This is a genomic window from Roseovarius pelagicus (assembly GCF_025639885.1).
Classification (GTDB): Bacteria; Pseudomonadota; Alphaproteobacteria; order Rhodobacterales; family Rhodobacteraceae; genus Roseovarius; species Roseovarius pelagicus.
On record NZ_CP106738.1, the window covers coordinates 2,256,826 to 2,270,038 of the forward strand.

The following is a 13,213-nucleotide window of genomic DNA, read 5'->3' on the forward strand; positions in this document are numbered from 1 at the left end:
TGAATTTCAACGTTCCTATTTGGCGCGTTTGTCACCATTACGACTCTCCAACAACGTCTTAAGATCATAGACCAGATCCAAGGCCTCACGCGGGGTTAATGTATCTGGCAATACATCGGCCAAGCGCGATTCGACTTCAGACGCTGAGGTCTGCGCAGGTGCCGGCGTGGCAGGGCGTGCAGAAAACAGCGGCAGATCGTCAATCAGTGTCGATCGGGTCGCACCGCCCTCGCGTTCACCGCGTTCCAACGCGTCCAGCACGATACGGGCGCGATCAACCACAGCCGCTGGCAACCCGGCCAGTTTGGCAACCTGAACACCATAGGATCGATCCGCAGCACCCCGCCGTACTTCATGCAGAAAGATGACGTCGCCATCGTGTTCCTTGACGTTTACCGTAGCGTTTTCGACACGATCCAGTTTGTCAGTCAGATTGGTCAATTCGTGGTAATGCGTCGCAAAGAGCGCGCGACAGGCGTTTACATCATGCAAATGTTCCAAGGTGGCCCAAGCGATGGAAAGCCCATCATACGTAGCTGTGCCGCGCCCGATCTCATCCAGAATCACCAGTGCTGCATCGTCCGCTTGATTAAGAATCGCGGCAGTCTCGACCATTTCGACCATGAACGTGGATCGTCCGCGTGCCAGATCATCGGATGCACCCACGCGGCTGAACAATTGGCTGACAATACCGATATGGGCCGACTTGGCCGGAACGTAACTACCCATCTGAGCGAGCAGCGCGATGAGGGCGTTCTGACGCAGGAAAGTCGATTTACCTGCCATGTTGGGACCAGTCAGCAACCAGATATCATTATCTTCGCCCAGATCGCACCCGTTGGCGATAAACGGTCCACCGCCCTGACTACGCAGAGCGGCCTCCACTACGGGATGCCGTCCGCCCTCAATCACCAATGCGCGACTATCGTCGACGTGCGGACTGCACCAATCCTGTTCGGTGGCAAGATCGGCCAAGGCAGTGGTCAGGTCCAGTTCAGACAGCGCACGAGCGGTCTGGGAAATTTGTGCGGAGTTGTCCAAAACGACACGAGTCAGGCTGTGATAGAGCCGCTTTTCTATCTCTAACGCGCGCCCGCCCGCGTTCAGTATGCGCGTTTCCATCTCTGACAATGGGACGGTTGTGAACCGGACCTGATTGGCTGTTGTCTGCCGATGTTTGAACACCTCGCTCAAAGGCTCTGAAAGCATTTTTTCGGCGTGGGTTGCGGTGACTTCGACGAAGTATCCCAGAACGTTGTTATGTTTGATCTTTAGTGCTGCGATACCGGTTTGCTTGGCATAATCTGCCTGCATCCCTGCAATCACGCTGCGCCCCTCGTCACGCAACTGGCGGGCTTCATCCAATTCAGGATCGTGACCAGACGCAATGAATCCACCGTCACGCGCCAGCAGAGGCGGTTCAGCAACCAGAGCCTGTTCCAGTAATGCAATGATTTCGTCATGTCCGGTCAACGCGGTGGCCGCGTCTGCGGTCAATTTAGGCAAAGTGCCACCCGCAAACATGCCAGCGATGGCTTTGGCTTGTACCAGAGCATTCCGAATTGCGGCCAGATCACGCGGACCACCCCGATCCAGGCCGAGCCGGGACAAAGCCCGGTCGAGATCGGGGACCTTGCGCAACGTGGCGCGCAGATCAGCCGATAATCGACCCTGTTCCTGCGCAAACGCAAGTGTCTCCAGACGATCACGGATAACGTTCAGATTGCGGGATGGGCTGGATAATCGCCGCTCAAGCAGGCGTCCGCCCCCGGCCGTTACGGTTCTGTCAATCGTGGCGAGGAGCGAGCCAGCTCTGCCGCCGGATAGCGCTTGAGTTAGCTCCAGATTGCGCCGCGTTGCTGCATCTATCTGCATCGCGCCTGCACGGTCTTCTCGCTGCGGTGCGCGCAGCAGGGGAAGTTTGCCCTTTTGCGTCAGGTCGAGATATTCGACAAGCGCGCCCATTGCGGCCATCTCAGGTCGGGTGAAACTGCCAAAAGCATCAAGCGTGCTGACACCGAAAAGCGAACAGAGACGTTTTTCAGCACCCGTGCTGTCAAATGCTGCGCGTCCAAGTGGGGTCAGAGACGCGCCGATTTCAGAGACTGTTTCAGCCCAATCAAGGTTTGCTTGATCTACCGCAATCACTTCGCTGGGCCGCAACTGTGCCAATTCGGGGGGGATGTGCGCTGCTGTAAGAGGCATCACATGAAACGCACCCGTCGAAATATCGGTCCATGCCAGCGCGTGATCGCCGCGTACTTCGGCGATCGCCGCGAGGTAATTGTGCCGCCGCGCTTCCAGCAGGCTTTCTTCGGTCAGCGTACCGGGCGTGACCAGCCGCACAACACCGCGTTTGACCACGGACTTTCCGCCACGCTTCTTGGCCTCTGCCGGGCTTTCCAGTTGCTCGCATACCGCCACGCGAAAGCCCTTGCGGATGAGCGTCAACAGATACCCTTCGGCTGCATGGAAAGGAACGCCGCACATCGCAATGTCCTCTCCCAGATGCTTGCCCCTTTTGGTTAGCGCGATATCCAGCGCCTCGGCAGCAAGCGCCGCATCGTCAAAGAACAATTCGTAAAAGTCGCCCATCCGATAAAACAGCAGTGCATTGGGATACTCTGCCTTTATCTCAAGGTATTGTGCCATCATGGGCGTTGCGGTTGGTCCTGCAGCAGTCACGAAATCCCCCAATCGCGTTTGCCGGACCCTACAAAGCGACGCGGCGCTGCGAAAGCCAAAAGCGCGTTCCAGTTGAGGCTGTGCAAAAGGGCGGTTATGGATGTGCAACCGTTTTGCAAGGATGAACATCGCCAATGGCCAAACCAAAATTCACCGATGAAGAGGCGCTGGCTTTTCATTTGGAGCCGACACCCGGAAAATTCGAGATTAGCGCAACGGTCCCGATGACCACGCAGCGCGATCTGAGCCTAGCCTATTCACCGGGTGTGGCTGTGCCGTGCCTCGCGATCGCCGAGAATCCCGAGACGGTGTATGACTATACCAACAAGGGTAATCTGGTGGCTGTCATCTCGAATGGGACGGCAGTTCTGGGGTTGGGAAACCTTGGCGCACTGGGGTCAAAACCGGTGATGGAGGGCAAGGCGGTCCTGTTTAAAAGGTTCGCAGATGTAAACAGCATCGATATCGAACTGGATACCGAAGATCCGGATGCGTTCTGTAACGCCGTGCGGCTGATGGGGCCGACATTTGGCGGAATCAACCTAGAGGACATCAAGGCACCGGAGTGTTTCATCATCGAGCAGCGGCTCAAAGAAGAGATGGACATCCCGGTTTTCCACGATGATCAGCATGGAACGGCGGTGATCTGTGCAGCGGGGCTGATCAATGCGCTGCATCTGTCCGGCAAGAAGATCGAGGATGTGCGGATCGTTTTGAACGGCGCGGGGGCCGCAGGGATCGCCTGTCTGGAGTTGCTGAAATCCATGGGCGCGCGCAATGAAAACTGCATCATGTGCGACACCAAGGGCGTGATCTATCAGGGCCGCTCCGAAGGAATGAACCAGTGGAAATCGGCCCACGCGGTGCGAACAGAATTACGCACGCTGGAAGAGGCGATGAAAGACTGTGATGTTTTTCTCGGCGTGTCGGCCAAGGGCGCGGTGACACAGGACATGGTGGCATCAATGGCCCCCGATCCGGTTATTTTTGCCATGGCAAACCCGGACCCCGAGATCACGCCAGAAGAAGCGCATGCCGTGCGCGAGGATGCCATTGTGGCAACGGGCCGAAGCGATTACCCCAATCAGGTGAACAATGTTCTGGGTTTCCCCTACCTCTTTCGCGGGGCGTTGGACGTGCATGCCCGTGCGATCAATGACGAGATGAAAATCGCCTGCGCCGAAGCATTGGCCAAGCTGGCGCGCGAGGATGTCCCCGACGAAGTTGGCATGGCATATGGTCGCAAGTTGGCCTTTGGGCGCGACTACATCATTCCAGCGCCGTTTGACCCGCGTCTGATCCACACGATCCCGCCGGCCGTGGCGCGCGCCTGTATGAATACCGGCGCTGCACGGCGTCCGATCGTGGATATGGAAGCGTATGAGGTTACGCTCAAGACGCGGATGGATCCGACCGCTGCGATCATGCGGTCGATCAATGCGCGGGCGCGTAATGCGCAGGCACGCATGATCTTTGCCGAGGGTGACGACCCGCGTGTGTTGCGCGCCGCTGTACAATATCAGCGTGCGGGCATGGGTCAGGCGCTGGTCGTCGGGCGCGAGTCCGATGTTCAGGCTAAGCTGGAAGCGGCTGGTCTGGGCGATGCATTTACTGAACTGAAAATTGTGAACGCCGCCAACACTGAATATCTGGATGACTATCGGTCATTTTTGTATACCCGCTTGCAGCGTAAAGGACACGATCGGCAGGATGCCCACCTGCTGGCTGCTCGGGACCGGCATGTGTTCGGTGCATTGATGCTGGCGCATGGTCATGGGGATGGTCTCGTGACGGGTGCCACCCGGAAATCGGCGCATGTTCTGGAATTGGTCAACCATGTGTTTGACGCCGACGCTGACAATGGGGCGGTTGGTGTCACGGCGCTGATGCTAAAAGGACGGATCGTGCTGGTGGCGGATACGCTGGTGCACGAATGGCCGGACGAGAACGATTTGGCCAATATTGCAGAGGGATCAGTGCGCGTCGCGCGGCATCTGGGGCTGGAACCACGGGTGGCTTTTGTCAGCTTTTCAACATTTGGGTACCCCCGCTCTGAGCGCGCGGAAAAGATGCATCTGGCCCCTCAGGTACTGGAGGCACGTGGTGTCGATTTCGAATTCGAAGGTGAGATGACAGTCGATGTGGCGCTGAACACTGCCGCACAGGAAAATTACCCGTTCCAACGGCTAACCGGTCCAGCGAACATTCTGGTCGTGCCTGCGCGGCATTCTGCATCTATCTCGGTCAAGCTGATGCAGGAAATGGCGGGCGCAACGGTGATCGGGCCGATCCTGTCGGGCGTCGATCAATCGATTCAGATCTGTTCTACCTCGTCGACTGCGAACGACATTCTGAACATGGCTGTACTGGCCGCGTGCAAGGTCGGATGACAGTCTATAACCTTGGCTCGATAAATGCGGACCGGTTTTACCGGGTACCGCATTTACCGCAACCGGGAGAGACGCTGGCCGCCGCTGCGCATTTTTCCGGTCTGGGCGGTAAGGGGGCCAACCAGTCCGTCGCGGCAGCACTGGCGGGAGCAGAAGTGGTGCATATCGGTGCGGTCGGTGCCGATGGCGGCTGGATGGTTGACCTGTTGAATGGGTATGGCGTGGGAACACGGCATATCGCAGTCAAACCCGCGCCATCGGGGCATGCGATCATCACTGTGGACGATCAAGGCGAAAATGCCATTGTGCTCTATCCGGGTGCCAACCGGACGGTAGAAGAGGAGCAGGTCACAAAGGCATTGGCAGAGGCTGGGCGGGGTGACTGGCTGATGATGCAGAACGAGACAAATTGTCAGGTCGAAGCGGCATTGTCGGCGCGAGAAAGAGGGGCAAAAGTGGCCTATTCGGCCGCGCCGTTTGATCCCGAGGCTGTGCGCGCGGTTACCCCCTTGATTGATTTGCTGATCCTCAACGAGGTTGAAGCGGCGCAATTGGAAACAGGTGCGCAGGGCATGTCGACGCTACGAACCATCATCACCAAAGGGGCAGCAGGCGCTGTTTTTCTGGAGCAGGGCAAAGCGCCGGTAGAGGTGCCTGCCTTTGCGGTTCCTGTTGTCGATACGACGGGCGCGGGGGATACGTTTGCTGGCTATACCGTCGCGGCGCTTGCTCAGGGGATGGACGTGCCCCAGGCGTTGCGTCAGGCATCTGCTGCTGCGGCGCTGATGGTACAGAGAAAAGGAACCGCCGAAGCGATCCCCACTCTGCCAGAGGTCCATCGGTTTCTTGGTCAGTGACCTTTGACAAAGGGCGCGGCACTGCCCCAGAGCGCTTTTACCCGCTCGTCACGACCACACGCGCTTCGATAGCGTTTATAGGCTTCTGACTGGCGCTTGGGCCCGAACCGGGTCACGACGAGGCTACGACTCTTGTAGTAATCCTGGTGATAATCTTCGGCCTTGTAGAAAGTCTGGAGGGGGAGCACCGGCGTTACGATCTTTTGGCCCAGTGCGTCTTGGGCGTTGGCAATGGCGGCATTTGCGCCGGCTTTTTCCGCTGCACCATTCACAAAGATCGCTGTACGATAGCTGTCCCCACGGTCACAGAACTGGCCGCCCGCATCGGTGGGGTCGACCGAGCGCAGAAACATTGACAGCAGAGTATCACGACTGACACGGGCCGGATCATACATGATTTGCACCGCCTCATAGTGGCCGGTGCCGCCGCGGGTGACATCCTTGTAGCTGGGGTTTTTGGTCGTGCCGCCTGTATAACCCGACACTGCTTCGCTGACGCCGGGGACAGCTTCGAAATCTGCCTCGACGCACCAGAAACACCCGCCTGCAACGGTCAGCACCTCGGTGCCTGCTGCATGGACGTGTTTGCCTTGGGCGAAAAAGCCGACCACGATCAACCCGCCCAGAAGTAGTGTTTTCAATTTTGTCATTGCACGCGTCATGGTGCTGATCCTCCTTGACTTGGGCTCAGCATGACCGAAGTGGACGGCGCCGCCAATACGGCGAAACACGATGTCACGCGCAGGTGACTGCAGTTTACCGGGTAGAGGGAATGTAGCCAAAATAGGGCCACGATCTGTAACAATCGCAGTGGGGAGTGTTGATTGATCTCTAGTTTCGATCAATTATAATTACGAAAAATCAATATCTTATAAAAAATATGAAATTTAATCTTATGGAACTGAAACTCTGCATGCCTGATCTACGTGACTGTTGGTAATCGCGGCGCAATATCGGGTGATCCCATCCATGCGCTGTGAAGCAATGGAGGAGATCGAAATGAAAGTTTTTTACAGTATCGCTGCCCTTACCCTGAGCGCCGGTATCGCTAATGCCGCGGCGCATGCAATGGCGCCAAAGGTTGAGGCATCTGATCAGGATGTGTCGAACGGGGTTGTCAGCGCAGAAAGTGTCGCCGCAGCCGAGAATGGTTGGCTGGTTGTGCACCGCACCGGCGAAGACATGAAGCCGGGTCCGGTGGTCGGGTACGCGCCATTGCGTGCGGGTGAAAACATGGACGTTGCCGCGATCCTGACCGAAGAGGTCAAGTCGGGCGATATGTTGATGCTGATGGTGCATTCCGAAGCAGGCGGCATGAAAACCGGCATCTTTGAATACACCTTGGGCGCCAAGGAAGATGGACCAGTCAAACCAGACGGCAAACTGGTCATGCAGGTCATCACCGCGCAGTAACGCGCGCGTGAAGAGATCGCCCCAGTTGAGGGCGAGCGTACGAGTACAGTTACGAGTGCTGCCAATATGAGTGAAGGCGACCCATCTGTTCGGGTCGCCTTTTTCGCGTGAATTGGTCGTAATCTGAACCACTCGGACCAAAATTCCCCGTGAATAGTCACGATGTCCTTTCCACATCGAACTCATGAACAGACGCGAATTTACCCAAGCTCTCTTTGGTTCTGGCGTGGCCGCTGTCGCTCCGTTACCGGCGCTGGGCAAGGCGGCAGTACCGGTTGCACGTAGCCGCTACATATTTGCCGTGGCGCTGGCACATGCGAGAACGGGCATATCGGTAGATATGATCGCGGATCAGGTCGGTGTGCGGAATCACACGGCACGGCGGCTATTTGCTCAGTTGATCCGACGCGGTGTGGTTGAGACGCCAAATGCCACGGGCATGGCACGGCTGTCGGCCCCACTATTGCGGATCACCTCGCAAGAGATGGTCATGGGTCCGGGCGGCACTGCGGTTGTGCGTGGATCAGTGCAGGATACGCTGGTCCGGGCGCTGGATCAGTCTAACACGTCGCAGCAGCGCCGCGCGCTGCCGGTTGAGGATAACCCCGAAGACAGCGCGCAAGATGTGGATGAGGTGCCTGCCGAAGACCTCAGCCTTTCAAACGACGATTCCGAGCCGCCAGAAGCTTTAGTCGCAGAGCGTTCAGCTGAATGAAGCCCGCCGCATCTTTCTGATCGTAAGCACCGGCGTCATCCTCGAACGTCACATGCGCCTCGGAATAGAGCGAATGATCCGACCAGCGACCGACGCAGGTGGCAGCACCTTTGTAGAGTTTCAGTCGCACGGTACCGGTCACATGCTCCTGACTCTTGTCGATGGCGGCTTGTAGCATCTCGCGTTCTGGGCTGAACCAAAAGCCGTTATAGATCAACTCGGCATAGCGAGGCATCAGGCTGTCCTTTAAGTGACCTGCGCCGCTATCCAGCGTGATCTGCTCGATGCCGCGATGCGCCTCTAGCAGGACTGTGCCGCCGGGGGTTTCGTAGATGCCGCGTGACTTCATCCCGACAAAGCGGTTTTCGACGAAATCCAGACGTCCGATACCGTGTTTGCCACCCAACTCGTTCAGACGTGTCAGGATTGTCGCGGGGCTGAGCGTCTCGCCATTGATGCTGACCGCATCGCCGCGTTCAAAGCCGACTTCGATGAATTCGGGTGTATCTGGTGCATCTTCTGGCGCGACGGTACGCTGATACACGTAATCGGGTGCGGCCTCTGCCGGATCTTCCAGCACTTTGCCCTCTGACGAGGTGTGCAACAGGTTGGCATCGACGCTGAATGGTGCTTCGCCGCGTTTGTCCTTGGCGATCGGGATCTGGTTTTTCTCGGCAAAATCCAGCAGGCGTGTGCGAGAGGTCAGGTCCCATTCCCGCCATGGTGCGATCACCTTGATATCGGGGTTCAGGGCATAGGCGGCCAATTCGAACCGAACCTGATCGTTGCCCTTGCCGGTGGCGCCGTGGGCGACCGCATCGGCACCGGTCATTGCGGCGATCTCAACCAACCGTTTGGAAATCAGCGGTCGGGCGATGGAGGTGCCGAGCAGATACAGCCCCTCGTACAGTGCGTTGGCGCGGAACATCGGAAAGACGAAATCGCGCACGAATTCCTCGCGCACGTCCTCAATATAGATGTTGTCGGGGTTGATCCCCAGCATCACCGCCTTTTCGCGAGCGGGTTCCAGTTCTTCGCCTTGACCGAGATCGGCAGTGAACGTCACCACCTCGCAACCATATTCGGTCTGAAGCCATTTGAGGATGATCGAGGTATCGAGGCCGCCGGAATAGGCCAGCACAACTTTCTTGGGCGCGGACATCAGTCTTTCCTTTGTCAGGGTCGCGCTGGGAGTTAGCTGTTTTTTTACATAGGGGCAAGGGAAGCCATACTTGCCCTGTGTGGGCATCTATGGTCGAGATATGAGAAATATCTGCGCGGAGACATGGCGAGAATGACAGGACTGAAAGTGATCATTCATGCGCTGCGCATGGTTTGGGGCAATCGGCGCGAGGCTGTGCAGATCGGACTGGCCCCTGTGATGCTGATGATTGTCGCGACGGTGATTCTGCGGATACATGATGGACCGATCTGGTCGATGGCGCATGCCCTATCATTCGAGCAGGTGGTGCTGAATGCCTTTGCCAGTGAAGAGGCGTTCTTGCTGATGCTGCTCTGGGTATTTGCCACAATCTGGTTCTTTGTGAGCTGGCATCGGTTCATTCTGTTGGAGGAGTATCCCAAAGGCTGGCTGCCACCACTGCACCGCGAAGAGTCCATCGCATATCTGCGCGCGGCGACGTGGCTGTTCGGCATAGGGATAGTTGCCCTGTTTGTGATGGTTTTCGTGACGGCGATTCTGGGCGAGGTTATGTTCAACATCTTCGTACTCGGCGTCGCCTTGCTGGCATTTGTGATTTACCGGATCAGCCCGATCCTGCCTGCCGCGGCGGTGGGGAGAAAGATGGGATTTTCCGAGGTTCTGGTGGCCACGCAAGGGGCGAGCCTGACGATCCTCATGGTGATGGTGTTTCGCTATGCGGCCAGCCGCGTGCTGGATGCCACCGTCGCCGGTGCGGCGGATATTAATGGTGCGCTGGGGCTGATCGTTTTCGGAGTACTGACCTTCGTTCTGAGCCTGATCAACGTTAGTATTCTGACCACAATCTATGGTCATTGGGTCGAGGGGCGGCCGCTCGACTAACGGTATTCTTGGGTATGCTTTGCACGTCCCCACTTGCGTGGTTGCGAGGGATCGGGCAGGCAGGGCGCATGAGCGATTTTCAAGACAGAGCCCGCACTGCCGAGGCAGCGATGCGACCGGTTTTCGATGCGACACCGTTGCAGCGCAATGAACATCTGAGCGAGCGGTATGACGCCAACATCCTGTTGAAGCGCGAGGACCTGACCCCGGTTCGATCCTACAAGCTGCGCGGCGCATTCAATGCGATGCGCAAGGTGCTGGATGCAGTTCCCGAAGGAGGTGCTGCGCCGATTTTTGTCTGCGCCAGTGCGGGAAATCATGCGCAGGGCGTTGCCTTTATGTGCCGTCATTTTGGTGTCGAAGGTGTGATTTACATGCCCGTGACCACACCACAGCAGAAAATTGGCAAGACCCAGACATTTGGCGGGGACGCGATCCGGATCGAACTGACGGGGGACTATTTCGACATTACGCTCACCGCTGCACAAGCCTATTGCGCTAAAATTGGTGGGCATTTTCTATCGCCTTTTGACGATGAAGACGTGATCGAGGGCCAAGCCTCGGTAGCGGTCGAGATCGAGCGCGAATTGGGCGGGTTGCCCGATCATATTGTCATGCCGGTGGGCGGTGGCGGTCTGTCGGCGGGGGTTTGCAGCTATGTCGGTGATGGCTCGGATGTAACGCTGGTCGAACCAGAGGGTGGCGCATGTCTAAACGCTGCCTTGCGGGCGGGTACGCCGGTCCGACTGAACCACGTGAATAGTTTTGCCGACGGCGCGGCGGTGGCGCAGGTGGGCGCGCGGACATTCGCCCGATTGCAGCACCTTGATCCGGGACAGGCAATCACGATTGCCGAGGATCGGCTATGCACAACCATGATCGAGATGTTGAACATCGAAGGGATTGTGCTGGAACCTGCCGGGGCGCTGGCGGTGGACGCTTTGAAGGATATGCGCAACCGTATCAAGGGCAAGACGGTCGTGTGCGTCACGTCGGGCGGCAATTTCGATTTCGAGCGGCTGCCCGAGGTAAAGGAACGCGCTCAGCGATACTCCGGCGTTAAGAAATATTTTATTTTACGGATGCCGCAGCGGCCCGGAGCGCTAAAGGATTTTCTGTCACTGCTGGGACCCGATGACGATATTGCCCGGTTTGAGTATCTCAAGAAGTCCGCACGCAATTTTGGATCGGTTTTAATCGGGATCGAAACTGCGCATGAGGAGAATTTCGCACGTTTGCAGGCCACCCTGCGCGCGCAGGATTTCGAATTTCGTGATATAACCAACGACGAAGTGCTGGCAGAATTCCTGATTTGACGGCACCCGTCAGGTAGAGTGCAGACGGTCCAGCCCAGCGAGAAATTCGACACAGGACGCATCGAAGGACTCTAGGATATTGGCGATGTTGATTTGTTCAAACTCAGCATGGGCTGCGGCAGTTTCACCTGTCTGGCACAAGTCTGAGAAATGTAGAAATCCTAGGTTCAGCGCACTGCCCTTGAGAAAGTGAAGCATTGCTTCCCATTCTTTGGGTGGCTCACTGGCGCGTAGTTTTCCGATTTCTTCTTGAACCTCTTCGAGGAACAGCTCGACCACATCGCCGAAATCCTCTGCGCCGATTTCGTCGTGCAATTCCGCAACCCTTGACCAGTCAATCATGGCGCACCCGAACGCTTACCAAAACGTTAGTCTGCGGGGGTCGGCGTTAACATGATGTTACGATTCATGTGGCAAGGGGCCCGGATTGCAGCGAATTTTAGCATTCACACCTCGTTAACGCGCGTTGGGATATCTATTCGTGCGGGGGCAGAATAAGGGGTGAAAGGTGTCATGTGCGCTACCATTTTCTGACGAACCCGCATCGGACCGCCCCGCGATCCGGCATGTGCTTGTTGTCGATGACAGTCGATTACAACGCCGAATTCTGACAGCATCCCTGCGCAAATGGGGATTCGAGATTTCGGAGGCTGCATCGGGGCGCGAGGCGCTGGGTATTTGCCAGGCGAACCCGCCTGATCTGGTCCTAAGTGACTGGATGATGCCGGGAATGACCGGTCTGGAATTCTGTCGGGAATTCCGCGCGATGACGCGCGATTCCTATGGTTATTTTATCCTTCTCACGTCGAAATCCGAAAAGGGCGAGGTTGCCTATGGACTGGATGCCGGTGCCGATGATTTTCTGACAAAACCCGTCAATGCGGGCGAGTTGCGCGCGCGTATTGCTGCGGGCGAACGTATCCTGAGAATAGAGCGTGAGCTGGTGGAAAAAAACCGTCTGGTCGAGTCAACGCTGCTGGAATTGCAGGGCGTTTATGACCTGCTGGACAGCGATCTGATCGAGGCCAAGAAACTGCAACAATCGCTGGTAGCCGAGCGACATCGTGATTTTGGCGCTGCCGAGGTGTCTTTGCTGCTGCGGTCCAGCGGGCATGTGGGCGGCGATCTGGTCGGCATGTTTCCGATCAACGAAATGCGGGTTGGGCTATACGGGATCGACGTGTCGGGTCATGGCATCAGTTCTGCGCTGATGACGGCGCGTTTGGCGGGGTACTTGTCCGCCACCAACCCGTCACAGAATATCGCCCTGCGTCGCAACGCCAAAGGAGAGTATGAGCCGCGACCGCCGAGCGAGACAGTTGCCGCCCTAAATCATCTGATCCTGAGCGAGATGGAAACGGAACATTATTTTACCCTGCTTTTGGCTGACGTTGATCTTGGTACGGGGCGGGCGAGGATGTGTCAGGCCGGGCATCCCTGCCCGGTGATCCAACGCGCTGATGGCAAGGTGGAGTTTGTCGGCGATGGCGGGTTGCCCGTAGGACTGATTGTGGGTGCAGAATATTCCTGTTTCGAGGCCCAGCTGAATGGTGGCGACCGATTGATGATCTATTCCGATGGTGTGTCCGAGTGCCATGATCCACAGGGTGCGCTGCTGGATGACGAGGGGCTGGCCCGGTTGATGGGTGAGTTACGTCAGACGCGCGGCATGGCTATGCTGGAGTCGTTGGTATGGAAGCTGACAGGGTTCGCTGATAGCGACAGTTTTAAAGACGATGTGTCTGCCGTTCTGCTGGAAATCAAGGCGCCGCCATCGGGGAAATAGGCTTGGA

Annotated in this window: 11 protein-coding genes; 7 read left to right on the forward strand and 4 right to left on the reverse strand. The window is 57.2% G+C overall.

The window, feature by feature from the left end; all coding sequences use genetic code 11:
- Positions 1-15: 15 nt before the first annotated feature.
- Entirely contained in the window at positions 16-2,655 is a 2,640-nt protein-coding gene (gene mutS / locus N7U68_RS12235; RefSeq protein WP_263049151.1) for a DNA mismatch repair protein MutS, read from the reverse strand.
- Between the two features lie 164 nt (positions 2,656-2,819).
- On the opposite strand from mutS, the gene N7U68_RS12240 reads away from it, so the two are divergent.
- Together N7U68_RS12240 and N7U68_RS12245 are read left to right on the forward strand one after the other, a co-directional pair.
- Positions 2,820-5,075 carry an NADP-dependent malic enzyme gene (locus N7U68_RS12240; RefSeq protein ID WP_263046978.1) on the forward strand — a complete coding sequence of 752 codons (2,256 nt, stop codon included), beginning with the start codon at positions 2,820-2,822 and terminating at the stop codon, positions 5,073-5,075.
- Positions 5,072-5,932, forward strand: coding sequence for a ribokinase (locus tag N7U68_RS12245; RefSeq protein WP_263046979.1), 861 nt, complete (start codon positions 5,072-5,074; stop codon positions 5,930-5,932). The genes N7U68_RS12240 and N7U68_RS12245 overlap by 4 nt, the downstream gene beginning before the upstream one ends.
- Here N7U68_RS12245 and msrA read toward each other — a convergent pair.
- Complete coding sequence (gene msrA / locus N7U68_RS12250; RefSeq protein WP_263046980.1) at positions 5,926-6,582, reverse strand: peptide-methionine (S)-S-oxide reductase MsrA; 657 nt, start codon at positions 6,580-6,582, stop codon at positions 5,926-5,928. The two genes, N7U68_RS12245 and msrA, sit on opposite strands and share 7 nt — an antisense overlap.
- Before the next feature lie 349 nt (positions 6,583-6,931).
- Here msrA and N7U68_RS12255 point away from each other — a divergent pair, with 349 nt between their 5' ends.
- Both N7U68_RS12255 and N7U68_RS12260 read left to right on the forward strand, forming a co-directional pair.
- Entirely contained in the window at positions 6,932-7,345 is a 414-nt protein-coding gene (locus N7U68_RS12255) for a DUF7282 domain-containing protein (RefSeq protein WP_263046981.1), read from the forward strand.
- 184 nt (positions 7,346-7,529) lie between these two features.
- Entirely contained in the window at positions 7,530-8,060 is a 531-nt protein-coding gene (locus N7U68_RS12260) for a hypothetical protein (RefSeq protein WP_263046982.1), read from the forward strand.
- On the opposite strand, the gene N7U68_RS12265 is transcribed toward N7U68_RS12260, so the two are convergent.
- Complete coding sequence (locus N7U68_RS12265) at positions 7,996-9,222, reverse strand: argininosuccinate synthase (RefSeq protein WP_263046983.1); 1,227 nt, start codon at positions 9,220-9,222, stop codon at positions 7,996-7,998. The genes N7U68_RS12260 and N7U68_RS12265 overlap by 65 nt on opposite strands.
- Positions 9,223-9,354: 132 nt before the next feature.
- Between N7U68_RS12265 and N7U68_RS12270 the strand changes: the two genes are divergently transcribed.
- Positions 9,355-10,104 carry a hypothetical protein gene (locus N7U68_RS12270; protein WP_263046984.1) on the forward strand — a complete coding sequence of 250 codons (750 nt, stop codon included), beginning with the start codon at positions 9,355-9,357 and terminating at the stop codon, positions 10,102-10,104.
- Between the two features lie 68 nt (positions 10,105-10,172).
- A complete protein-coding gene (ilvA, locus tag N7U68_RS12275) occupies positions 10,173-11,420 on the forward strand; it encodes a threonine ammonia-lyase IlvA (protein WP_263046985.1) in 1,248 nt (415 codons plus the stop codon).
- Positions 11,421-11,429: 9 nt separating this feature from the next.
- On the opposite strand, the gene N7U68_RS12280 is transcribed toward ilvA, so the two are convergent.
- On the reverse strand, positions 11,430-11,762 hold the full coding sequence (locus N7U68_RS12280) for an Hpt domain-containing protein (protein WP_263046986.1): 333 nt from the start codon (positions 11,760-11,762) through the stop codon (positions 11,430-11,432).
- Between the two features lie 166 nt (positions 11,763-11,928).
- On the opposite strand from N7U68_RS12280, the gene N7U68_RS12285 reads away from it, so the two are divergent.
- Positions 11,929-13,206, forward strand: a complete 1,278-nt coding sequence (locus tag N7U68_RS12285; protein WP_263046987.1) for a PP2C family protein-serine/threonine phosphatase — start codon at positions 11,929-11,931, stop codon at positions 13,204-13,206.
- Positions 13,207-13,213 lie beyond the last annotated feature (7 nt).